This is a genomic window from Streptomyces sp. GQ60, assembly GCF_059758875.1.
The window spans coordinates 25,578-47,459 of record NZ_JCAXEG010000016.1 but is presented as its reverse complement, the minus strand read 5'-3'; the positions used below and the strand labels follow the sequence as shown (position 1 = coordinate 47,459).

Sequence of the window (21,882 nt, the reverse complement as noted above, 5' to 3'; positions counted from 1 at the left end):
CGCGCCCTCAGCCCATTCGTCGAGCGTCCGCCTCGCAGCCTCCGCTCGTGCCCGTCTCGGAAACTGGCGAGGAGTTCAGGGAGACGCTGACCGAGAAGTTCGCGGACCTCATCGGGAAGACCCCGGTGCGGGGCCGGCCGGTCCAGCAGGTGGACGTCAGTGTCCGGGTCACCCAGCGGGCCCCGCACGAGATGTACGGGACGGCCGGTTTCAGCGCCGTCAGCAACGAGTTCCTCAGCGAGGTCCTCGCCGTCCTCATCGCCCAGCACGGCATGTCCCCCATCCAGTCCGCCGTCCTAGTCTGGTGCATCGGCAAGCAGAAGGAGGGCTGGGTCAAGGCGACGCACAAGCTGATCGCCGAACGACTCGGGGTCGAGCGGGCCAACGTCACCCGGGCCGTCAGCCGCCTGGAGGAGTGGCACATGATCCAGAAGGTCCGCCCCGGGGTCCTCTTCGTGAATCCACTGATCGGCTTCATGGGCAACGGCGACCGTCAGCAGGAGATCCTGACTAAGCTTCGACAAGGGGCCCCAGAGGGTGCGTTTCCCCTACTCAACGCCCCACCCGCCCCACGAAGCACGCAGTTGGAACTCGGTCAGGACCAGGAGGAGGCGGCATGCTGATCCAGGCGACCTTCGGGCACGGAATGCTCCACAAGCTGGAGCTCTCGCGCGGCGCCCAAGACATTCTGAGCGCGCTGATCGAGCTCCAGGAACCGGGCGGCGAAGTCAGGATGTCCCAGCAGGAGCTCGCGGCTCGTGTGGGCCTCAGTAAGAACGCCGCATCAACTGCCATGGCCTCACTGGTCGACCGGCACCTCGTGCTGCGACCGGAGCACAGCTACCGCACCTACGTCCTGCATCCCTACATCGCGGGCTACGAGACCGTCGAGGCCCTCGCGGCCGCGGTACGGGAAGCAGCCCGCCGCATCCAGAACGGCACGCTCGGCGAACCGTCGGCCCCCCGCTACGAAACCGCGCCCCCCAAGAGGCAGCACCGGGAACTCCACGCCGTCAGCGGCGCGTAGCCCCCGGACCAGCCCCACGCAGCGGCGCCGGCGCCGTCAGCGCACGGCCTCCGCCTGCGCGGCCTCCCACGCGAAGCCGTCCGGGTCCGTGAAGGGGCCGCCGTCGCAGCCGATCGCGATCCGGTGTGATCCGGTGCCGTCGGGCGAGACGCCGGCGTCCTTCGCGAGGGCGCGGTGCCGGTACAGCCCCAGCTTGACGGGGCTCGGTCCGGAGTCGAACTCCACGTACATGCGGGCGACGCTCTTCGCCACGGCGAGCCCGCGCTCCACGTAGAACCGCTTGCTCGCGGCCATGTCCGCGACGCCCAGCAGGAGCACCATCTCGTTGATCTGCCGGGTGGCCGGCCCGGTGTTCTTCTTCGCCGAGGTCGCGACCTTCCAGATGGTCCCGTCCGGGGCCCGTACGACACCGCCGTAGCCCCAGAGCGACTTCGCGACGGGCTTCAGCACGGTGGCACCGGCCTCCACGGCCGCGCCGGCCAGGGCCTCGACGTCGGCCGGCTGGGCCACGGTGAGCGACAGCGTGAACCCCCGGAACCCGGTCGTCGGCTCCTCGCGGGCCCGCAGCCGGATGCGCGTGCCCAGCCCGAAGGCGGTGTCGTAGAACTGCTGGGCGGCCGCGAGGTCGGCCACGTCGAGGGTGACGGATTCGATGGAAGTCATGCCCACCACGCTAGGCGCGCCGCACCTGCCGGGGCTTCTCGAATCCTGACCGATCGGGCCGGGCGAAAAAAGCCGGGACGGGAGCGATGAGTTTCCCGGTGCCCCCCGGTCTTAGACGTGAAGGGTGCGCCGCGGCAGCCACGGAAGTGGCCGCGGCCCGCACCGGACGGACCCTCCGAGAGCCAGCCACCAGATTCCGAGGAACCCCAGATGCGCACCCTGATCAGCACCGCTTTCATCTCCCTCGACGGCGTCGTGGAGGCTCCGGGGGGCGAGCCCGGGTACCGGAACTCGGGTTGGACCTTCAATGACGTGGAGTTCCTGCCCGAGGCGTTCGAGATCAAGGGCCGGGAGCAGAAGGAAGCCTCCGCGATGCTGCTCGGCCGGACCAGCTACGAGTCGTTCAGCCCGGTGTGGCCCGACATGGAGGACTTCGCCGACTACAAGGTGATGCCGAAGTACGTCGTCTCCACCACGCTCGCCGAGGACGCCCTGGTGTCGAACTGGGGCGAGACCGCCATCCTGCGCTCCCTCGACGAGGTGGCCGCGCTGAAGGAGACCGAGGGCGGCCCGATCATCGTCCACGGCAGCGCCTCGCTGAACCACTCGCTCTCCGACGCCGGTCTGATCGACCGTTACCACCTGCTGGTCTTCCCGCTGCTGCTCGGCGCGGGCAAGCGGCTCTTCAGCACCACCGACAAGGACGCGCAGAAGCTGAAGCTCGTCGAGCACGCGGCGTACGCCAACGGCCTGCAGATGAACGTCTTCGACGTCGTCCGCTGACGGGACCCCGCACCCGCCGCCCGCCGCCCACCAACCACCGCATCACGCATCACGCCGCTGCGCCCTGCCGACCCCCTGGCAGGGCGCAGCGGCGTTCGGCGATGGCGGGACGGGACGACCGCCGCTATCCTAACCTTCTAATCACCGGTTAGAAGGTTAGGGAGAGAGTGTGCACGCACGTGCCAGATCGCATGCGCGTTCAGGCAAGAGCCGGGGCGTCCCGGTACATACCGTGATGCCGGAGGAGCGGACCGCCTCGCTCCCGTACCGGACGATTACACAGGCACAGGGGGCCTTTTACGTGACCATCATGGAGACTCCCAGGCCCACCGAGCCGCGCGAGAACGCGCCCACCTCGGCGGAGGACATCCTGGCGCGCGCCCGCGCAGTGGCCCCGCTGCTGCGCGAACGGTCCGCCGAGATCGAGCTCAACCGGCGTCTGCCCGACGACGTCGCCCAGCTGCTCCGCGAGACGGGCGTCTTCCGTACCGGCCTGTCGAAGGACTGGGGCGGGCCGGAGCTCACGTTCGCGCAGCAGACCGAGGTGATCGAGGCGCTCTCCTACGGCGACCCGGCGGTCGGCTGGTGCGGCATGATCGGCATGGACACCTGGATCTACGCCGGCTACCTGGACGAGCCCGTCGTCAAGGAAATGCTGGAGAACCCCGATGCGATAACCGCCGGCCTCATCTTCCCGGCCGGGCGCGCCGAGCGCGTCCCGGGCGGCTACGTCGTCAACGGCCGCTGGCCGTTCGGCAGCGGGATCACGCACGCCGACTGGGTCGTCGGCGGCTGTGTCGTCCACAGCGACGGGAAGCCCGAACCGGGCCCCGACGGGTCGCCGGTGAACTGGCGGCTGATCGTGGCCCGCAGCGAGGACTTCGAGAAGATCGACACGTGGCACACCGTCGGTCTGGCCGGCAGCGGCAGCATGGACTACCAGGCCAACGACCTGTTCGTGCCGGAGGAGCGCTCCTTCTTCTTCACGAATCCGCACACGTCGGGCCCTTACGCCGCCCCCGACGCCTTCCTCGGCAACGTGCCCGGCGTGCCGCTCGGCGTCGCCCGTGCGGCCATCGACCACGTGCGCGAGCTGGCGGCCAACCGGGTCGAGAGGGCCACGGGCGTGGCCTGGAAGGACAGCTACCGGGTACAGATCGCCCTCGGCCAGGCCGAGATGGAGCTGTCCGCGGCCCGCTACGCGGTCTACGGCTCTCTGGACGAACTGTGGGAGCGGCTGGTGTCCGGCACCGAGGCGACCCCGGAGCAGCAGGTCGCCGCGGCACTGGCCCGCGTCAACGCCTTCAAGACGGCTCGCTCGATCGTCACCCGGCTCTCCGACCTCGTCGGTACGGGTTCGATCTACCAGACCTCGCCGCTGGGCCGCTGGCTCCGCGATCTGCACACCATGTGCCAGCACATCCTCGCCCAGGAGCAGATCGTGCAGTCGGCGGGCGCCTACCTCCTCGGGGGGACGCCTGAGGCGCCATTCCCCCTCGGACTCAAGGGATAACCGGGAACGGCGAGGGAGGCCGGGACGGCGGGCCGTCGCCCCGGTCGTGTCGCTGACCGGCACGTGACTAGTGAATTGGGACAGGCATGCCTACATCCAGCGAATCAGCAGTCGAGACAGCAGTCGAACCCGAAAGGAAGACCGAAGGAACCGAGAACAGCTGGGGATTCCGCCAGTGGGGCCTGCTCGTCAGTGTCTGTGCCGCGTTCTTCCTGGACGCCCTCGACAACATCATGGTCGGGGTCGCGGTCCCGCCCATCCAGGCCGACCTGGGCATGAGCACGGCGGCCGTGCAGTGGGTCGTCAGCGCCTACGTCCTCGGATTCGGCGGCTTCCTGCTGCTCAGCGGACGCATGGCGGACCTCCTGGGCCGGCGCCGCATGTTCCTGTGGGGTGTCGCCATCTTCGCCGCCGGATCGATGGTCGGCGGGATCACCGATGACGGCCTGGTGGTGATCATCTCCCGGTTCGTCATGGGTGTCGGCGCCGCCTTCAGCGCCCCGGCCAGCCTGTCCATCATCCTCACCCACTTCCCGGCGGGCCCCCAGCGCAACCGCGCGGTCGGCATCTACACCGCCTGCGGCGCGGTCGGCTACTCCACCGGCGTCATCGTCGGCGGCGCGCTCACCGAGATCAACTGGCGCTGGACCTTCCTGCTCCCGGTCGTCGTGGCGGTCTTCACCTTCATCGGCGCCGTGGCGCTGGTGCCCCGGGACGTCAAGAGCGACCGGGCCGAGGGCAAGTTCGACGTCGCCGGCGCCTTCACCGTCACCGCCGCGATGCTGATCCTCGTCTACAGCATCGTCGAGGCCCCCCACGCGGGCTGGCTCTCGACCCAGACGCTGGGGATGTTCGCCGCCACCGCGGTCCTCCTCGCGACCTTCGTCGCCATCGAACGCCGGGCGGCCCAGCCCCTGCTGCGCCTCGGCCTGCTGCGCAACCGCGCGCTGGTCGGCGCCAGCCTGGTCGCCGCGGCGATCCTCGGCACCTACATGAGCTTCCAGTTCATCGGCGGTCTCTACCTCCAGTCCCTGCGCGACTGGTCCCCGATGCAGATGGCGCTGGCCTTCCTGCCCATCGGTCTGCTCATCGCCACGATCGCACCGCGGGCCGGCAAGCTGATCTCGCGGTTCGGCGTCCAGTGGATGATCTTCGCCGGGTTCGTCGCCTACACCGCCTCGTACCTGCTCTTCCTGCGGATCGACAGCACGTCCTCCTACGTCTGGGTGATCCTGCCCAGCATCGTGCTCATCGGCATCGCCTTCCCCTTCTCCTTCCCCGCCGCCAACGTCCAGGCGACCACCGGCGTGGACGAATCGGAGCAGGGCCTGGCCGCCGGTGTGCTGCAGACGGGCTACCAGGTCGGCGCCGCCGTCGTCCTGGCGATCGTGACCGCCACGATGGCGGCCGACGGTACGCCCGAAGGCGGGGCCGAGACCCTGAGCAGCTTCCACCAGGGCCTCTACGTGGTCACCGCCATCTCCGCCCTGACCATGGTGCTCACCCTGGTCGCGGCGCTGCGCTCCTCGGCACGGAAGCGGAAGGCGGGCTCGCCGCAGCACTGACCGCGGCTCCCCGCACGACATCCGAAGGCCCCCAGGACCCGACCGGGTCCCGGGGGCCTTCCCCATGGGCCCACCCGCGCCGTCGGCCCGTCAGGCCGGGCCCGGCGCCGAGCAGGACGGCCACCACGCCGAAGCAGGTCCCCGCCCGTGGCGGGGACCTGCTTCGGCGTGGTGGCCTGTGGCGGGGCGCTGTCGTGCGGGTCAGCCGAAGAGGCGGCTCAGTTCCCCGTGGAAGCCCGGGAAGGTCTTCGCCACGCACGACGGGTCGTCCAGGGTGATGCCGGCGGCGCGCAGGGCGAGCACCGAGAAGGACATCGCGATGCGGTGGTCGCGGTGGCAGTCGATAGTCGCCGGGGCGGGGGTGCCCGGGTGGACCGTGATGCGGTCCGGGCCGTCCTCCACGCGGATGCCGAGCGCGCGCAGGTTGCCGGCGACGGCGGCGATGCGGTCGGACTCCTTCAGACGGGCGTGGGCGATGCCCGTGATGGTGACGGGCGCGTCGGCGAGCGGGACGATCGCGGCCATCGTCATGAAGGTGTCCGAGATGTCGCCCATGTCGACCGTGAAACCGCCGCGCAGCGGGCCCGTGCCCGTGACCTCGGTCCAGTCACCGGTCCTCGTCACCTCCGCCCCGGCGAGCCGCAGCACGTCCACGAACGCCGTGTCGCCCTGCAGGCTTCCGGTGCCCAGGCCCTGGACCCGTACGGTGCGGCCGGTGACGGCCGCCGCCGCGAAGAAGTACGAGGCGGTCGAGGCGTCCGGTTCGATCTCCAGGTCGGCCGGCGCGTACCCGCCGGGGTGCACGGTGATCGAGCCGCCCCGCTCCTCCACGCGCGCGCCGAAGTGCCGCATCAGGGCCAGGGTCATGTCCACGTACGGGCGGCTGACCAGGCGCGGTACGTCCACCGTGAGCGGACCGCCCATCAGCGGAGCGGCCATCAGCAGGCCGGACAGGTACTGGCTGCTGAGCCCGGAGTCCAGCTCGATCCGGCCGCCGGCGAGGCCGTTCGCGGTCAGGGTGAAGGGCAGGCCCGTACCGCGGACCTTCGCCCCCAGCCCGGTCAGCGCCTCCAGCAGCGGCCCCAGCGGGCGGGCCCGCAGCTGGTCGGAGCCGTCGAAGGCGATGTCCCCGTACCCGGTGGCCGCGAAGGGCGGCAGGAACCGCGCGGCGGTACCGGCGTCCGCGCACCACACCCGGCCGGGTCCGGCCGGGCCGGTGCCGCGCCCGGTGACCTGCCAGACCTCGCCGGTGCCGTCGCCGTATCCGGAGCCGTCCCCGTACCCGTACCCGGCGTCCCCGACATCGCGCACGCCGGTGCCCAGGTCCGTCAGCGCGGCCCGGAAGGCGAGGGTGTCGTCGCTGACCAGCGGCGCGCGCAGGCGGCTGCGCCCGGGGGCGGCGGCCGCCAGGAGCAGCGCCCGGTTGGTGATGCTCTTGGAGCCCGGGACGCGGGCCTCCAGCACGGTGGCGGCGCTCATCGGCCGGAGTTCCTGCGCCGGGCGCGCTCGAAGCTCGCGCGGGCGGCCGCGGCGACCTTGGGCGCCGTCAGGCCGTGCAGTTCGTACAGGGACTGGTACGGGGCGGACGCGCCGAAGGAGTCGATGCCGAGCGAGGTGCCGGCCGCGCCGACCAGGGCGTACCAGCCGAGGCTGGAGCCCGCCTCGACGGAGACCCGGGCGGCCACCTCGGCGGGGAGCACCTCCTCGCGGTACTCCTCCTCCTGCGCCTGGAACCACTCCAGGCAGGGCATCGACACCACCCGGGTGGCCAGGCCCCCGTCCTGCAGGATGCGGCGGGCGTCGAGCGCGATGGGCACCTCGCTGCCGGTGGCGATGAGGATGGCCTCGGGGCGGCCGCCGTCGGCCTCGGCCAGGACGTAGCCGCCGCGGGCCGCGCCGTCGGCGGGGGACAGCCCGCTCTCCTCGGTGCGTTCCAGGACGGGCAGGTTCTGCCGGGACAGGCACAGGCCCGCCGGGCGGTCGTCGTTCTCCAGGATGGTGCGCCAGGCGACGACCGTCTCGTTGGCGTCGGCGGGCCGGACCACGTCCAGGCCGGGGATGGCGCGCAGCGACCAGAGGTGCTCGACCGGCTGGTGGGTGGGGCCGTCCTCGCCGAGCCCGATGGAGTCGTGGGTCCAGACGTAGGTGACGGGCAGCTTCATCATGGCCGCGAGCCGGACGGCGGGGCGCATGTAGTCGGAGAAGACGAGGAAGGTGCCGCCGTAGGGACGGGTCCCGCCGTGCAGGGCGATGCCGTTGAGGACGGCGCCCATGGCGTGCTCGCGGATGCCGAAGTGCAGGGTCCGGCCGTACTGGTGGCCGGAGTACGCCTCGGTCGCCAACTCCTCCGGGATGAAGGAGGGTTCGCCCTTCATCGTGGTGAGGTTCGACTCGGCGAGGTCGGCGGAGCCGCCCCACAGCTCGGGCAGTACGGAGGCCAGCGCGTTCAGCACCTCGCCGGACGCCTTGCGGGTGGCCATCTGGCCGCCCCCGGAGAACACGGGCAGGCTCTCCCGCCAGCCCTCGGGCAGCCGGCGTTCGGAGAGCCGGTCGAAGAGGTCCGAGCGCTCGGGGTTCAGGGCGCGCCAGTCGGCGAGCGTCTTGTCCCACTGGCGGTGGGCCTCGGCGCCGCGGTCGGCGACCCGGCGGGCATGGGCCAGGACCTCGGCGGGCACCTGGAAGGAGAGCGCGGGATCGAGGCCCATCGCGGCCTTCGCGGCGGCGGCCTCCTCGGCTCCGAGGGCCGATCCGTGGACGCCCCCGGTGTTGCGCTTCTTCGGCGCGGGCCAGCCGATGATCGTGCGCAGCGATACGAGGGAGGGCCGGTCGGTGGTCTCGCGGGCGGTGGTGAGCGCCCGGTGCAGGGCCCGCACGTCCTCGGTGTACTCGCCGGCCTCCCCGCTCGCGGTCCAGTCGACCTCCTGGACGTGCCAGCCGTACGCCCGGTAGCGGGCGAGGGTGTCCTCGGAGTGGGCGATCTGCCGGTCGTCCTCGATGGAGATGCGGTTCTCGTCGTAGAGGACCACGAGGTTGCCCAGGCGCTGGTGGCCGGCGAGCGAACTGGCCTCGTGCGCGACGCCCTCCTCCAGGTCGCCCTCGGAGGCGATGGCCCAGACGGTGTGGTCGAAGGGGGAGGTGCCGGGGGCGGCCTCCGGGTCGAACAGGCCGCGCTCGCGGCGGGCGGCCATGGCCATGCCCACCGCGTTGGCGAGGCCCTGGCCGAGGGGGCCGGTGGTGGTCTCCACCCCCGGGGTGTGCCCGTACTCCGGGTGCGCGGGGGTCAGACTGCCCTCGGTGCGCAGGCCCTTGAGGTCGTCGAGGGTGAGCCCGTAGCCCGAGAGGTAGAGCTGCGTGTACAGGGTGAGGCTGGCGTGGCCGCAGGACAGGACGAAGCGGTCGCGGCCGGCCCACCGCGGGTCCCGGGGGTCGTGCCGCAGCAGCTGCTGGAAGAGCAGGTAGGCGGCCGGCGCGAGGCTCATGGCGGTGCCGGGGTGGCCGTGGCCGGCCGCCTCGACGGCGTCCACGGTCAGCGCGCGGGCGACCTCGACGGCCCGGCGGTCGGCGTCCTCCCAGAGCAGGGCGGGCGCGGTGCCCTGCGGGGCTGTGGCGACGGTCATCTCGAGCCTTCCTGTTCAGGGGATTCGACGGGTCTGGAGGGTCCTACGGGTACGGGTACGGGTACGGGGCGGGCGGGGCGGGTCACCGGCCGAGCCTGTCGTAGGCGGCCCGGAGCAGGTCCTCGTCCGGGGCGGTGAGCAGGGCGGGACGGCCGATGGCGTCGAGGACGACGAACCGCAGCCGGTTGCCCCGGGTCTTCTTGTCGATGCCCATCGCGTCGCGCAGCGGGGCCCAGGCCCCGGTGTGGCCGGTGGGCAGTCCCGCGGCGGCGAGGAGCGCGCGGTGGCGCTCCGCGTCGGCGGCGGACAGCCGGCCGTCGAGCTGGGCGAGTTCGGCGGCGAAGACCATGCCGGCGGCCACCGCGTGGCCGTGCCGGACCCGGTAGCCGGCGACCCGCTCGATGGCGTGGCCCAGGGTGTGGCCGTAGTTGAGGTGCTCGCGGCGCCCGTCCTCGCGGAAGTCCTCGGTGACGACTTCCGCCTTGACCCGGATGGCGCGCTCCACGAGCTCGCGGGTGTGGGCGGCCCCGGCCGGGTCCTTCTCGACCAGGCGCAGGATCTCCGGGTCGGCGATGAAACCGGCCTTGATCACCTCGGCGAGGCCGCTGACGTAGTCGGCGGGCGGCAGGGTGGCCAGCAGGTCCAGGTCGCACAGCACCCCGGCGGGCGGGTGGAAGGCGCCGACGAGGTTCTTTCCCTGGGGCAGGTTGACGGCGGTCTTCCCGCCGATGGCGGCGTCGACCATGCCGAGCAGCGTGGTCGGCACGAGGACGAGCCGTACGCCGCGCAGCCAGCCGGCGGCCGCGAATCCGGCGAGGTCGGTGGTGGCGCCGCCGCCGACGGCCACGATGGCGTCGGAGCGGGTGAACCCGGCGTCCGCGAGGGCCCGCCACAGGCCCACGACGACGGTCGTGTCCTTGGCGGCTTCGCCCTCGGGCACTTCGAGGGAGACCACGATGCGTCCCTCGTCGTTGAGGTCCCGGGCGATCCGGCGGGCCGTGGCCAGCAGGGCGCGGGAGTGCACCACGGCCACCCGCAGCGGTTCCGCGCCCAGCAAGCGGCCGGTCTCGCCCGCCTCCCGGGTCAGCCCGTGGCCCACGACGGCCTCGTACGGCCGGTCGCCGCCGATCCGGATCCGGGTGCTCCCGCTCGTCAGGATCGGGGTGCTCATCGGACGGCCAGGTGGTCGAGGTAGCCCCGGTGGTTGCGGGCGGTCTCCGCGAGGGAGTCCCCGCCGAACTTCTCCAGCGCGGCGTGCGCGAGGACCAGCGCCGTCATCGCCTCGGCGACGACCGCCGCGGCGGGCACCGCGCAGACGTCGGAGCGCTGGTGGTGGGCGACGGCCGGCTCGCCGGTGGCGACGTCGACGGTGGCCAGGGCGCGCGGCACGGTGGCGATGGGCTTCATGGCGGCGCGCACCCGCAGCGGTTCGCCGGTGGTCATGCCGCCCTCGACCCCGCCGGAGCGGGCGGTGCGGCGGCGGACGGCGCCGTCCTCGCCCCGCTCGATCTCGTCGTGGGCGAGGGAGCCGGGGACCCGGGCCAGGCCGAAGCCGTCGCCGAACTCGACGCCCTTGATGGCCTGGATGCCCATGAGGGCGGCGGCCAGCCGGGAGTCGATGCGCCGGTCGCCGTGGACGTAGCTGCCCAGGCCCGGCGGAAGTCCGTACGCGAGGACCTCGACGACTCCGCCGAGGGTGTCTCCGTTCTCGTGGGCCCGGTCGACCTCGGCGACCATCGCGGCGGAGGCCAGCGGGTCGAGGCAGCGCACCGGGTCGGCGTCGACGCGTTCGGTGTCGCCCGGCCCGGGGACCGCGCCGTCGGGGGCGGCGGCCGCGCCGAGCGCGACGACATGGCTGACGACGGTGATCCCGTACGCCTGCCGCAGGAAGGCGCGGGCGACCTCGCCGAGGGCCACGCGGGCGGCGGTCTCGCGGGCGCTGGCCCGCTCCAGCACCGGCCGTGCGTCGTCGAACCCGTACTTCTGCATCCCGGCGAGGTCGGCGTGGCCGGGGCGGGGCCGCGAGAGGGGGGCGTTGCGCGCCTGGCCCGCCAGGACCTCCGCGTCCACGCCGTCGGCGGCCATCACCGTCCGCCACTTGGGCCATTCGGTGTTGCCGACCTGGATCGACACCGGTCCGCCCTGGGTGAGGCCGTGGCGGACGCCGCCGAGGAAGGTCACCTCGTCCCGCTCGAAGGCCATCCGGGCGCCCCGGCCGTGGCCGAGGCGGCGGCGGGCCAGGGAGTCGGCGACGGCCTTGGTGGAGACCTCCACCCCGGCGGGCAGGCCTTCGAGGACGGCGGTGAGGGCGGGGCCGTGCGATTCGCCCGCGGTGAGCCATCGCAAAGTACTCAAGGTGATCCTCTGTCGTGGGGCGTGGTGGGAGGTCGGTAGGAGGTCGGGCGTCGGCGTCGGCGTCGCCGTCGGTCGTGGGTCGTCGGGCGTCGGTCGGCCCGCCGGATCGCCGTGCGGTCAGACGCCGGCGGTGACCGGCGGGGCCTCGATCGGACCCATGCGCTGGACCCGCCAGCCGGCGCTCATCAGGCGCTGGGCCATGTTCGCGGCGGTGCCGCGGGCGACCATCAGCTCGACCAGGCCGCTCTCGTCGCCGGGCGAGTGGTCGATGGTCATGTCCTCGATGTTGACGCCGAGTTCGGCGGCGCTCGCGAGGAGCCGGGCGAGTTCACCGGGCTGGTCCCCGATGAGGACGCGGACCGGGGCGCACGCGGGCACCGGGTGCCCGTGCTTGCCGGGGATGCGGTCGCGGCCGATGACGCCGCGGCCGAGCAGGTCGGCCAGGAACGTGGTGCCCTGGGCGCGTTCGTCCGCGTCGTCGGTGGCGAGGCCCCGCAGGGCGGCCACGGTGACCTGGAGGTCCTCGGCGAGTTCGGTCAGCACGTCGGCGACCGCGGTGGCGTTGGACTCCAGGATGTCGCTCCACAACCGGGGGTCTCCCCCGGCGATCCGGGTCACGTCGCGCAGCCCCTGGCCGGCGAGGCGGCAGGCGTCCTCCGGCAGGTGCTGGAGGCGCGCGGCCATCAGCGAGGCGACGACGTGCGGGGTGTGCGAGACCCGGGCCACGGCCCGGTCGTGCACCTCGCTGTCCATCACGACGGGCACCGCCCCGCACAGGGAGACCATCATGAGCGCCATGTTGAGCGCCTCGCGGCCGGTGTCGGCCGTGGGCGTCAGGACCCAGGAGCGGCCCTCGAAGAGGGTGGCGCAGGCGGCGAGCGGGCCGGAGCGCTCCCGGCCGGCCATGGGGTGTCCGCCGATGAAGGTGACGGGGTCGGCGCCGGCGGCGAGCACCCCGATCTCCGGGCCGCTCTTGACGCTGGCGACGTCGGTGTACGAGCGGGCGAGGCCGCGCTTCTGGTGGGCGGCGAGCACCGCGCCGACCTGGGCCGGCGGGACGGCCAGGACGGCCAGGTCGACCGTGTTCCTCGGGGGACCGACGGTACCGGCGCCCAGAGAGGCCGCGGTGCGGGCGGCCGACTCGTTCTCGTCGATCAGGTGGACGGCGACCCCGCGGCGGGAGAGGGCCAGCGCGATGGAGGTTCCGATGAGTCCCGTCCCCACCACCGCGGCGGAGCGGATCACCTCGGCTCCCCGGCCACGGAGAGGTCTCTGCGCAGGGCGGCCGCGCCGCCCAGGTAGATGTGCTTGATGTCGGGCTTGGACAGCTCCGTCTCGGCGTACGCGAGGATGCGGACCACGCGGGGCAGGGACCCGGCGATGTCCAGTTCCTGTGCGCACATCAGCGGCACGTCGGTCACGCCCAGTTCGCGGGCGGCCACCGCCGGGAACTCGCTGACCAGGTCCGGGGTCGCCGTGAAGAGCACGCTCACCAGGTCGTCCTGGTCGAGCCCGTTGGCTTCGAGCATCTCCTGGAACAGCGTCCGGACCCCGTCCAGCAGGTGGACCCGCTCGTCGACTTCCAGCTGGATGGCACCGCGCAGGGCACGCACGGACATGGTCTTCTCCCTTTGCTGAGGACGGTACGTCGATCGGTCGCGCGAGATCAGGCGGCGGGTACGGCTTCGCGGCGGGCCGCGCCCTGGTCCGTGCGGTCCCGGTACAGCTCGGCGACCTGGAAGGCCAGGTCGAGGGACTGCTTGCGGTTCAGGCGGGGGTCGCACGCGGACTCGTAGCGCTGCCCGAGGTCGGTGAGGCGGACCTCGGCGCCGCCCCCGACGCACTCGGTGACGTCGTCGCCGGTCAACTCGACGTGGATGCCGCCGGGGTGGGTGCCGAGCGCCCGGTGGACCTCGAAGAAGCCGGCCACCTCGTCGAGCACGTCGTCGAAGTGGCGGGTCTTGTGGCCGCTGGGCGCCGAGAAGGTGTTGCCGTGCATCGGGTCGCAGATCCACGCGGGGCTCGCGCCCTCGGCGGTGACCTTGGCGACGAGCTCGGGCAGGATCTCGCGGACGTTGCGGGCGCCCATGCGGGTGATGAAGGTGAGGCGGCCGGGCTCGCGGTCCGGGTCGAGCTTGTCGATGAGCGCGAGGGCCTCGTCGGCGGAGGTGGTGGGACCGAGCTTGACGCCGACGGGGTTGCGCACCTGGGAGGCGAACTCGACGTGGGCGCCGTCCAGCTGACGGGTGCGCTCGCCGATCCAGATCATGTGGCCGGAGACGTCGTACAGCTGCCCCGAGCGGGCGTCGACGCGGGTGAGCGCGGCCTCGTAGTCCAGGAGCAGCGCCTCGTGGCTGGCGAAGATCTCCGAGGAGTGGACCGCGGCCGGGTCGGCGCCACAGGCGGCGAGGAAGGTGAGGGCGTCGTCGATGTCGCCGGCGAGCCGCTCGTAGCGCTCTCCGACCGGGGAGGCTGCGACGAAGTCGCGGTTCCACTCGTGGACCTGGCGCAGGTCGGCGTAGCCGCCGGTGGTGAAGGCCCGTACGAGGTTCAGGGTGGCGGCGGAGGAGTGGTACATCCGCTTGAGCCGCTCGGGGTCCGGGGTGCGGGACTCGGGGGTGAAGGCGAGGCCGTTGACGGAGTCTCCGCGGTAGACGGGCAGTTCGACGCCGTCGCGGACCTCGGTGGACTGGGAGCGGGGCTTGGAGTACTGCCCGGCGATCCGGCCGATCTTCACCACGGGCACGGAGCTCGCGTAGGTGAGGACGGCGGCCATCTGGAGCAGGGTGCGGACCTTGTCGCGGACCTGGTCGGAGCTGACGGCGTCGAAGGTCTCGGCGCAGTCCCCGCCCTGGAGGACGAAGGCCTCTCCCCGGGCGACGTCGGCGAGGCGGTCGCGCAGGCGGTCGCACTCGCCCGCGAAGACCAGCGGCGGGTAGGTGGCGAGGTCGTCGAGCGCGGAGCGCAGGGCGACCGGGTCGGGGTAGGACGGCTGCTGCGCGGCGGGCAGCAGGCGCCAGGAGTCGACGGCCGTGGTGTGCGTGGCGAGGGTCATGGTGGCTGGGACCTCGATCGGTTTCGTTCGGAAAGGGAAGAGGTGTGGCCTGCCGCCGACCGGAGTGGCGGACCGGGGTGGCGGGGGACTGTGCGGCCGTGCGGCCGTGCGGTCCCCCGGCAGGCGTTCCGTTGCTGGGAGCGAGGCCGTCTCGCCGGGGCTATACCGGCTCGCGCACCTCGGGCGCCGGTCCGGCGGTCACGGTGCCGGGCACGGTCGCGGTGACGGTCGCGGGCGCCCGGGCGCCGGTCTCCGCACCGGCGGCCCGGGGGTCCTTGGTGAGGCCGAAGGCGAGCAGACCGCCGACGCCGAGGACGGCGATGACGATGCCCATCGGAAGCGCGCTGTCCTCGCCGGCGAGGCCGACGAGCGGGACCACGGCCGCACCGATCAGATGCTGGGACAGGCCCAGCAGCGCGGCGGCCGAGCCGGCCACGTCGCCGTGGTCCTGCAGGGCCAGCGCGAAGGAGTTCGGCAGGACGAGCCCGACGCTGGAGACGACCAGGAACAGCGCGACCAGCAGCGGGGCCGGGCCGGCGTCCGTGAGGACGACGGCGAGCAGCGCGAGGCCGCCGACCGCGGAGACGAGCAGACCGGCCGCGAGCAGGGCGCGCGGGCCGGTCCTGTGCACGACGCGGCCGCCGACCTGCGCGGCGATGACCAGACCGAGGGCGTTGACCGCGAAGACGGCGCTGTAGCCCTGGGGGGACATCCCGTGGAGGGACTGGAGCACGAAGGTCGAGCCGGAGATGTACGCGAACATCGCGGCGAAGGCGAAGCCGCAGGCCAGGTTGTAGCCGACGAACACCGGGTCGCTCAGCAGCCGGCGGAAGACCGGGCCGGTGGCCTTGAGGCCGCCGTGCACGCGCCGTTCGGCGGGGTGCGTCTCCGGCAGGGCGCCGGCGACGCCGAAGAGCATCGCGGCGCCGATGACGGCGAGGGCGATGAAGATGCCCTTCCAGGAGGTGACCAGCAGGAGCTGGCCGCCGAGGACGGGGGCCAGGATCGGCGCGATGCCGGTGATCAGCATCAGCTTCGCGAAGAACCGGGCCGCGGCGGGCCCGGTGTGCCGGTCGCGCACGACGGCGGAGGCGATGACGATCCCGGTGGCGCCGCCGAGGCCCTGGAGGGCGCGCAGCCCGACCAGCGTCCAGATGTCGGTGGCGAAGGCGCAGAGCAGCGCGGTGACCGAGAACAGCGCGAGACCGGCGATGAGCGGGCGGCGGCGGCCGAGCGCGTCGCTGAGCGGACCGGCGACGAGCTGGCCGATGCCGAGGCCGAGCAGGCAGGCGGTGAGGCTGAGCTGCGCCGCCGGGGCACTGGTGTGCAGGTCCTCGGCGATCTGCGGCAGCCCCGGCAGGTAGGCGTCGTTGGCCAGCGGGCCGAGGGCGGTGAGCGCGCCGAGGATGACGACGTACCGGGCGAGCCCGGCGCCCTTCGGTGTCGCGGGTGGAGCCATGGTCGGATCCCCTCCGGGGAACGCGGAATCAGTAGGCGACGGTGATGCGGGACCGGATGGCGTCACCACGCTCCAGTACGTCCGCGAAGGCGACCGCGTAGTCCGCGATGCTGATGCGGCTGTGGCCGTCGGCGTCCACCACGAGCTGGTCACCGCCGACCCGGTAGGTTCCGGTGCGCTCGCCCGGCTCGATCCGGGCGGCCGGGGAGATGAACGTCCAGTCCAGGGTGTCGGCCTGGCGGTAGAGCGCCAGGGCCTCGCTCTGGGCGAGCGCGTTCTGCTTCCAGACGGCCGGGAAGTCCGGGTCGTCGATGACCTTGACGCCCGGGGACACCTCCAGGCTGCCGGCGCCGCCGAGGACCACGACACGGCGTACGCCGCTTCGGGTCAGGCCCTCGATGAGCGCGCCGGCCGCACCGACGATGATCTTGTGGTCGTCGTCGAAGCCCGGCTTGGGACCGACGGCCGAGGCCACCGCCTCGTAGCCCGCGGACAGTTCGGCCACGGTGTCGGCGCTGGTGGCGTCACCGGCGACGACGGTCAGGTCCTCGTGGCTCTTGCCCGCGATCGCGCCCGTGCGGGTGGCCCCGGTGACGGAGTGCCCGCGGCAGAGCAGCTCACCGGCGATGGCGCTGCCGATGTGTCCGCTCGCGCCGAAAAGAAGGATGTTCATGGTGTGCCTCTTCTTCCTGGGTGCTTCTCGCGGGGTGCTGTCGTACGCGAGACGGGTGCGGGCTAGTCCTCTTCCAGGAAGTCGGGCTGCTCGCGGACGATCTCGTCCCAGAGCAGCTGGAAGCTGAACCAGCCCAGCTGCTCGTTGCCGAATCCGTCCCCCGCGGCCACGGCCTGCTCGTGGCTGAAGCTCTTGGGCGTGCCCGCCGCCCGGGCGAGCAACTGCACCTGGGCGCAGCTGTCGTAGGTGAAGAACCAGTGCACGGCCTCGTCGAGCGATCCGCCGACGGTTATCAGGCCGTGGTGGCGCAGGAGGATCGCACGGTTGTCGCCGAGCTTCTCGGCGATGTCGCGGCCGAGTTCGGCCGAGACCGAGGGGCCCTCGTACTCCTCGTAGAGGACCTGGCGGTTGTAGAAGGCGGCGGACTCCTGGTCGATGGGGTCCAGCAGACGGCCCAGGGAGCCCAGCGCGCGGGAGTGCGCGGTGTGGCCGTGGGCCGCCGCCGTGGCGCCCGGCTGCATCTCGTGGATGGCCGAGTGGATGACGAAGGCACTGGGGTTGACCCGGTGCTTGCCCGCCACGACGTTGCCGGCGGAGTCGACGCAGATCAGGTCGGCGACGCGGACCAGGTTGAAGGAGACGCCGAAGGGGTTCACCCAGAAGCGGTCCTCGTGCTCCGGGTCGCGGACCGAGATGTGGCCCGAGATGCCCTCACCGAAGCCGTACTTGCCGAACAGCCGCAGGGCGGCGGCGAGCCGCTGCTTGCGGTGGCGGCGCGTCTCCTCGTGGGTGGTGAAGACCGGCTCGCCGGGGATCGGCAGGCCGGTGTGCGTGTCCGCCAGGTAGGCGGGCCGGTCGGTCTCGGTGACGCTCATGCGCGGGGTCCTCATCTCCGGATCGTTCTCCGGTAGTGGTACGGATACGGGTGCGGGGGGCGGCCGGGCGGTGAGCGGGACGGGCCCGTGGGGGAGAGGCCCGTGGAGGGACAGGCCCGTGGGGGGCTGGGCCGTGGGGGGGCTGGGCCGTGCGCGGGGCTAGACCGTGAGCAGGACTTCCTCGTTCTCCCGGCTCGCGGCCGTGACGGTCTCGGCGTGCTGCAGGATCGCGCCGACGATGTCCTGGCTGCGGTCGACCAGCGAGGGGATGCCGAAGGTGAAGAAGAGCGAACCCGCGGCGATGTTGCCGAGCCCGTACAGGCGCGGGTCGGATCTGCCGTTCGTCGTCAGCTGACTGGTCGGACGGGCTATGTGCAGGCCGCCGTGGGGGTGCCGGCTGGCGACGCGGCTGCGCATGAGCGAGGTGACCAGGGGCGCGGCGCTGGTGGGGATGCGCCCCTCGGAGGCGTTCACGGCACTGACGACGCGGTCGGCCGTGAAGTTGTGGCCCTCGGCGGTGACGACGTCGAACCCCGCCTCGGGGTTCGGGGTGATGTTCTGCAGACCGGCGACGATGTCGAGCTTGCCCGCCTCGACGAGTTCGAGGAGGACTCCGGCGCTGCCCGGCGGCATGGGGCAGCACAGGCTCATGATCGTGCGGTAGTGGGCGCGCAGCAGCTGGACCTTGTCCTGCTCGCGCAGCATCGGCCAGACGTCGGGCCCGGTCTCGGGGACGGCGCGCTGCAGGATGCGCAGGCCCATGTGGGGGGAGTCGACCTCTTCGATCTGCCGGCGCAGCCGGTCGACCGGGTTCTCCAGGTCGACCCGGATGATCTCCTCGACGGTCGCGTCGAGGTCGGCGCCGATGTCGCGGAACTCGGCCCGCATGACGGTGGCGATGTCCTCGAGGGTCACCTCCGGGTGGGTCGTGGCCAGCGCCTCCATCCGGTGCGGGGTGAAGTGGCGCAGCTCGAAGGGGACCGCCTTCTGCCGCACACCGGGCAGGACGCCGCGGCGGGACATCAGGCTGATGCGGCCCTGGTGGCCCTGGGCGGCCAGGGACAGGATGATGTCGATGGCGGTCAGGCCGCTGCCGATGACGGCGACGTGGTCCTTCTCGCCGACGTCCGCCAGCTTGTTGACGATCGGGTACGGGTCCCCGACGAAGCCCTCGGTGCCGGACAGTCCGTAGACGTCCTTGGGGCTGTCGCCGCCGACGCACAGGATGGCGTAGTCGAAGGCGCGGGCACGGCCGCTGCCGGTGCGCAGCAGCACCCGGTTGGCGGCCCGGCTGGCGGAGGTGACGCCCTCGCCGACGAGGTCGACGCGCCAGCCCTGGCGGCGCAGTTCGCCGAGCGCGGCGTACGCCGTCTGCTCCAGGTACTCGCCGTAGACGGTGCGGGGCGCGAAGCGGCTCCCGGACCACCGGTCGACTCCGGTGCGGACGCCGACGACCTTGTCCCGGGTCTCCAGCCAGTTCTCGAAGTGCTGGAGGTCGCCCGCCCGCACGGACATGTCGTCGGGCGTCGCGTTGACCTTGAGGGTCTCGGTGTCCACCTGGTAGGCGCGGCCGCGCCACAGGTGCGGTGACGGTTCGAAGACCGTGAGGCTGCCTGGTTCGCTCTCTGTTCGGGACAACGCGTCGATCAAGCAGACTGCAGCCGCGCCTCCTCCGACGATACCGATCGAGAATCCACGGGACATGTGTCAGTCACCTATCAATTCGTGGAAGGCGCTGGGTCGTCGTGCGCCGGCCTTGCTGTCCGTGATCACGGGGCCCTCCTCGCCTACTCCGGGGATTCGGTGGAAGCCGCCGGCCCGCCCCCGGTACGGAGGAGGTGAAGCCGGTCGGCCGATGGGGTGGGGCACTCCGGCTCAGGTGGCGGAGTTCTTGCGGTCACGCGTCGAGACGGCCCCGGCGGCTCGGCGGCTTCTTCGCCCGCACGTCACACCTGTTCCAGTTCGAACCTGTGGAACCCGCCCTGGAGGAAGATCAGGGGGGTCTGGGCCTCACGGGCCCCCATGGCGAGGACTTCGCCGATGACCATGACGTGGTCACCCGCCACCACGTGGTCGCGGAGGCTGCACTCCATCCAGGCCGCCGCGTCGAACAGCAGCGTCCCGGTGGCCTCGCCCGGGACCCCGGCCACCTCGGTCAGCGCCCGGTCGCGCTCGGGCCGCCGGCGTGCGAACGCGCGGGCGGTGGACTCGCCCTCGGCGCCGAGGATCGAGATCCCGACGACGCCCGTGCGCATCAGCTCCGCGAAGAACTCCGAGTCGTGACGGAAGCTCAGGGAAACCAGCGGCGGTTCCAGTGAGACGGAGGTGAGTGAGTTGACGGTGATCGCGTTGTGCGTGCGTACGCCGTCCTTCTCGGTGTAGGTGCTGACGATGCAGACCCCGGTGGCGAAGGAGCGCATCACATCGCGCAGGTCGTGGTTCATGCCGGGCCTCTCTGCTGGGCGCGGACGGGTGTGCTCGGCGCCTGGGCCGATGGCACCCGTCCGTACGCGGGCTTACTGGTCAGTTCTCCTGGGCCCAGCGGCCGCGGGTCCAGCCGTCGAGGTCGTAGTCGTCCATGGCCTTCTGGACGAGGTCGCCGTAGGTGTCGAGCAGACCGGCGTCGCGGGACCAGTTCAGGGTGTCGAGGCGCACCTGGTCGGGGCGGTCGGCGGAGTTGAGGTCGTACAGCTCGTGGCGTGCGCCGAACTCGGTGCCGATCGCGTCCCAGGCGAGCTTGAAGAGCTTGGTGCGCTCCTCGGCGGTGGCGCCCGTGCCGCGGTAGTAGCGGTCGAGCAGCGGGCGCAGCTCGGGGTTCTGCAGGTCCTTGCCGCTGGAGGGGGTCATCAGCAGCGCGCCCGCGAGGTGCTCCTCGAAGAAGCGGTGCGTGCGCTCCCAGCCGAGCGGGGCGAGCGCCCGGTAGCCGGCCGCGTAGTCCATGCGCGGAAGGACCGTGCCGCCCGGGCCGCACTCCGGGTCCAGGGCCATGGCACTGGTGACGGCCCAGGTCTGGTGGCGCCAGGCGAGGAGCTCGCCGAGGCCGGCCCGGACGTCGCGGAAGCCGTCCGTGCCGTTGATGCGCGTGCCCCGGTCGAGGATGCCCGCCATGAACTGGAGCTTGACCGACCTGCGGATCGCGCCCTGGAAGAAGCCGCGGGAGAGCAGGCCGGAGTGCGGGAAGCACTGGTGGACCTTCTCGGTGTCCCGGTGGATCAGGACGCTCTCCCACGGGATGAACACCTTGTCGAAGACCAGCACCGCGTCGTTCTCGTCGAACCGGCTCGAGAGGGGGTTGTCGAACGGGCTGGTGGCCCTGGACTCGTACGAGGTGCGGCAGACGACCTTCATGCCGGGGGTGTTCAGGGGGGCCATGAAGGCCAGCGCCATGTCGTCGGCCTCTCCGGCGTCCGGGTCGGACGGGTGGCTCTGGCCGACGAAGGCGACGTTGGCCAGGGCCGAGGCGGTGGCCATGAGCTTGGCCCCCTCGACGACGATGCCGTCCACGCGCTCCTCGACGACCTTCAGGTGGACGTCGCGGAGCGCGTGCGAGGACGAGGTGCGGTCGGCGGGCGGGTTGACGATCGCGTGGCTGACCGAGAGGCCCTGGCGGGCGTACTTCTCGTACCAGGCCCGGGCGTTGTCGCCGAAGGGCTCGTAGAAGTCGTGGGTGACCGCGAGGCCGGCCATGAACGACGCGTTGTAGTCGGGCGTGCGGTTCATGAAGCCGTAGCCCAGGCGGGCCCAGTGCTCGATGGCGTCACGGGCCTTGAGGAGCTCCTCGGGCGAGTGCGCCGGGGTGAAGAAGCGGTGGACGCGGTAACCCGTGTACCGGTCGACCGTCGTCATCAGGTCCTTGGTGTCCGGGTGGTGGAGTGCGTCGTAGAGGTGCGCGATCGACCTCGCGGCGTTGGCGAACGCCGGGTGCGTCGTCACGTCCTTCACGAGTTCGCCGTCCACGAAGACCTGGCGACCGTCGCGCAGGCTCTCCAGGTAGGAGTCGCCCGTCATGAGGTCGTTCGGCGCCTCGTCGGCCGACCGATCCACTAGCGGGACCTGACCCATTTCGGTCTCCTCTCCGGGTGCTGCGAGCGACCGCTGCCGGGCGCACAGTTCGATTGATCCGAGCGTAGGTTCGGACGCCCATCCGCTCTTGCGGGGCCGCGCACGAACAATTGCCCATCCACGCCAAGCCTGGTGCCATCACGTTTCCGGACGGCACGTCAACAGCTACGAGAAAAAGCTCGGTTGACATTGCGAAGAAGGGGCGTCCAGGTGTCTCCATATGACGGAAGAATGA

General features: G+C 72.2%; 19 protein-coding genes. 5 read left to right on the top strand and 14 right to left on the bottom strand.

Features of this window, described 5'->3' with window-relative positions; all coding sequences use genetic code 11:
• Positions 1-47 precede the first annotated feature (47 nt).
• Both AC6CKD_RS30160 and AC6CKD_RS30155 read left to right on the top strand, forming a co-directional pair.
• The gene (locus AC6CKD_RS30160; RefSeq protein WP_498331667.1) at positions 48-623 is read left to right on the top strand and encodes a MarR family transcriptional regulator; all 576 of its coding nucleotides are present in this window, start codon (positions 48-50) and stop codon (positions 621-623) included.
• Positions 617-1,027, top strand: a complete 411-nt coding sequence (locus AC6CKD_RS30155; RefSeq protein WP_498331663.1) for a winged helix-turn-helix domain-containing protein — start codon at positions 617-619, stop codon at positions 1,025-1,027. Before AC6CKD_RS30160 ends, AC6CKD_RS30155 begins: the two co-directional genes overlap by 7 nt.
• Before the next feature lie 36 nt (positions 1,028-1,063).
• Here AC6CKD_RS30155 and AC6CKD_RS30150 read toward each other — a convergent pair whose 3' ends face one another.
• Positions 1,064-1,690, bottom strand: a complete 627-nt coding sequence (locus AC6CKD_RS30150) for a glyoxalase (protein WP_498331662.1) — start codon at positions 1,688-1,690, stop codon at positions 1,064-1,066.
• Positions 1,691-1,900: 210 nt separating this feature from the next.
• Here AC6CKD_RS30150 and AC6CKD_RS30145 point away from each other — a divergent pair, with 210 nt between their 5' ends.
• The 3 genes from AC6CKD_RS30145 to AC6CKD_RS30135 all read left to right on the top strand — a co-directional run bounded on the left by AC6CKD_RS30145 (position 1,901) and on the right by AC6CKD_RS30135 (position 5,551).
• Entirely contained in the window at positions 1,901-2,473 is a 573-nt protein-coding gene (locus tag AC6CKD_RS30145; RefSeq protein ID WP_498331661.1) for a dihydrofolate reductase family protein, read from the top strand.
• A 310-nt stretch (positions 2,474-2,783) separates the two neighbouring features.
• Positions 2,784-3,986 carry an acyl-CoA dehydrogenase family protein gene (locus tag AC6CKD_RS30140; RefSeq protein ID WP_498331659.1) on the top strand — a complete coding sequence of 401 codons (1,203 nt, stop codon included), beginning with the start codon at positions 2,784-2,786 and terminating at the stop codon, positions 3,984-3,986.
• A gap of 86 nt (positions 3,987-4,072) precedes the next feature.
• Positions 4,073-5,551 carry an MFS transporter gene (locus AC6CKD_RS30135; RefSeq protein ID WP_498331657.1) on the top strand — a complete coding sequence of 493 codons (1,479 nt, stop codon included), beginning with the start codon at positions 4,073-4,075 and terminating at the stop codon, positions 5,549-5,551.
• A 201-nt stretch (positions 5,552-5,752) separates the two neighbouring features.
• Here the strand turns inward: AC6CKD_RS30135 and aroA are convergent, their stop codons facing one another.
• The 13 genes from aroA to AC6CKD_RS30070 form a co-directional block, all read right to left on the bottom strand.
• Positions 5,753-7,030 (bottom strand): 3-phosphoshikimate 1-carboxyvinyltransferase, encoded by a 1,278-nt coding sequence (aroA, locus tag AC6CKD_RS30130; RefSeq protein WP_498331656.1) that lies wholly within the window; start codon positions 7,028-7,030, stop codon positions 5,753-5,755.
• A complete protein-coding gene (gene tkt, locus AC6CKD_RS30125) occupies positions 7,027-9,168 on the bottom strand; it encodes a transketolase (RefSeq protein ID WP_498331654.1) in 2,142 nt (713 codons plus the stop codon). The genes aroA and tkt overlap by 4 nt, the downstream gene beginning before the upstream one ends.
• 82 nt (positions 9,169-9,250) lie before the next feature.
• Entirely contained in the window at positions 9,251-10,339 is a 1,089-nt protein-coding gene (gene aroB, locus AC6CKD_RS30120) for a 3-dehydroquinate synthase (protein ID WP_498331652.1), read from the bottom strand.
• A complete protein-coding gene (gene aroC, locus AC6CKD_RS30115; protein WP_498331650.1) occupies positions 10,336-11,523 on the bottom strand; it encodes a chorismate synthase in 1,188 nt (395 codons plus the stop codon). The genes aroB and aroC overlap by 4 nt, the downstream gene beginning before the upstream one ends.
• A gap of 117 nt (positions 11,524-11,640) precedes the next feature.
• Entirely contained in the window at positions 11,641-12,765 is a 1,125-nt protein-coding gene (locus tag AC6CKD_RS30110; RefSeq protein WP_498331846.1) for a prephenate dehydrogenase, read from the bottom strand.
• Positions 12,765-13,142, bottom strand: coding sequence for a chorismate mutase (gene aroH / locus AC6CKD_RS30105; RefSeq protein ID WP_498331648.1), 378 nt, complete (start codon positions 13,140-13,142; stop codon positions 12,765-12,767). The genes AC6CKD_RS30110 and aroH overlap by 1 nt, the downstream gene beginning before the upstream one ends.
• Positions 13,143-13,189: 47 nt before the next feature.
• Positions 13,190-14,578, bottom strand: coding sequence for a class II 3-deoxy-7-phosphoheptulonate synthase (locus tag AC6CKD_RS30100; RefSeq protein WP_498331646.1), 1,389 nt, complete (start codon positions 14,576-14,578; stop codon positions 13,190-13,192).
• A 160-nt stretch (positions 14,579-14,738) separates the two neighbouring features.
• Complete coding sequence (locus tag AC6CKD_RS30095; RefSeq protein WP_498331644.1) at positions 14,739-16,037, bottom strand: multidrug effflux MFS transporter; 1,299 nt, start codon at positions 16,035-16,037, stop codon at positions 14,739-14,741.
• A gap of 28 nt (positions 16,038-16,065) precedes the next feature.
• Positions 16,066-16,710, bottom strand: a complete 645-nt coding sequence (locus AC6CKD_RS30090) for an NAD(P)-dependent oxidoreductase (protein WP_498331642.1) — start codon at positions 16,708-16,710, stop codon at positions 16,066-16,068.
• Positions 16,711-16,772: 62 nt separating this feature from the next.
• Positions 16,773-17,585 carry a class II aldolase/adducin family protein gene (locus AC6CKD_RS30085; protein ID WP_498331640.1) on the bottom strand — a complete coding sequence of 271 codons (813 nt, stop codon included), beginning with the start codon at positions 17,583-17,585 and terminating at the stop codon, positions 16,773-16,775.
• A 159-nt stretch (positions 17,586-17,744) separates the two neighbouring features.
• Positions 17,745-19,289, bottom strand: coding sequence for an FAD/NAD(P)-binding protein (locus tag AC6CKD_RS30080; RefSeq protein WP_498331638.1), 1,545 nt, complete (start codon positions 19,287-19,289; stop codon positions 17,745-17,747).
• Between the two features lie 242 nt (positions 19,290-19,531).
• On the bottom strand, positions 19,532-20,029 hold the full coding sequence (locus tag AC6CKD_RS30075) for a flavin reductase family protein (RefSeq protein ID WP_498331636.1): 498 nt from the start codon (positions 20,027-20,029) through the stop codon (positions 19,532-19,534).
• Between the two features lie 79 nt (positions 20,030-20,108).
• Positions 20,109-21,647: a 4-hydroxyphenylacetate 3-hydroxylase family protein gene (locus tag AC6CKD_RS30070; protein ID WP_498331634.1), complete on the bottom strand. Its 1,539-nt coding sequence runs from the start codon at positions 21,645-21,647 to the stop codon at positions 20,109-20,111.
• Between the last annotated feature and the right edge of the window lie 235 nt (positions 21,648-21,882).

Coding starts and splice junctions, on each gene's coding strand:
- AC6CKD_RS30155 (WP_498331663.1), top strand. CDS start 617: ATGCTGATCCAGGCGACCTTCGGGCACGGAATGCTCCACAAGCTGGAG.
- AC6CKD_RS30150 (WP_498331662.1), bottom strand. CDS start 1,690: ATGACTTCCATCGAATCCGTCACCCTCGACGTGGCCGACCTCGCGGCC.
- AC6CKD_RS30145 (WP_498331661.1), top strand. CDS start 1,901: ATGCGCACCCTGATCAGCACCGCTTTCATCTCCCTCGACGGCGTCGTG.
- AC6CKD_RS30140 (WP_498331659.1), top strand. CDS start 2,784: ATGGAGACTCCCAGGCCCACCGAGCCGCGCGAGAACGCGCCCACCTCG.
- AC6CKD_RS30135 (WP_498331657.1), top strand. CDS start 4,073: ATGCCTACATCCAGCGAATCAGCAGTCGAGACAGCAGTCGAACCCGAA.
- aroA (WP_498331656.1), bottom strand. CDS start 7,030: ATGAGCGCCGCCACCGTGCTGGAGGCCCGCGTCCCGGGCTCCAAGAGC.
- tkt (WP_498331654.1), bottom strand. CDS start 9,168: ATGACCGTCGCCACAGCCCCGCAGGGCACCGCGCCCGCCCTGCTCTGG.
- aroB (WP_498331652.1), bottom strand. CDS start 10,339: ATGAGCACCCCGATCCTGACGAGCGGGAGCACCCGGATCCGGATCGGC.
- aroH (WP_498331648.1), bottom strand. CDS start 13,142: ATGTCCGTGCGTGCCCTGCGCGGTGCCATCCAGCTGGAAGTCGACGAG.
- AC6CKD_RS30100 (WP_498331646.1), bottom strand. CDS start 14,578: ATGACCCTCGCCACGCACACCACGGCCGTCGACTCCTGGCGCCTGCTG.
- AC6CKD_RS30095 (WP_498331644.1), bottom strand. CDS start 16,037: ATGGCTCCACCCGCGACACCGAAGGGCGCCGGGCTCGCCCGGTACGTC.
- AC6CKD_RS30090 (WP_498331642.1), bottom strand. CDS start 16,710: ATGAACATCCTTCTTTTCGGCGCGAGCGGACACATCGGCAGCGCCATC.
- AC6CKD_RS30085 (WP_498331640.1), bottom strand. CDS start 17,585: ATGAGCGTCACCGAGACCGACCGGCCCGCCTACCTGGCGGACACGCAC.
- AC6CKD_RS30080 (WP_498331638.1), bottom strand. CDS start 19,289: ATGTCCCGTGGATTCTCGATCGGTATCGTCGGAGGAGGCGCGGCTGCA.
- AC6CKD_RS30075 (WP_498331636.1), bottom strand. CDS start 20,029: ATGAACCACGACCTGCGCGATGTGATGCGCTCCTTCGCCACCGGGGTC.
- AC6CKD_RS30070 (WP_498331634.1), bottom strand. CDS start 21,647: ATGGGTCAGGTCCCGCTAGTGGATCGGTCGGCCGACGAGGCGCCGAAC.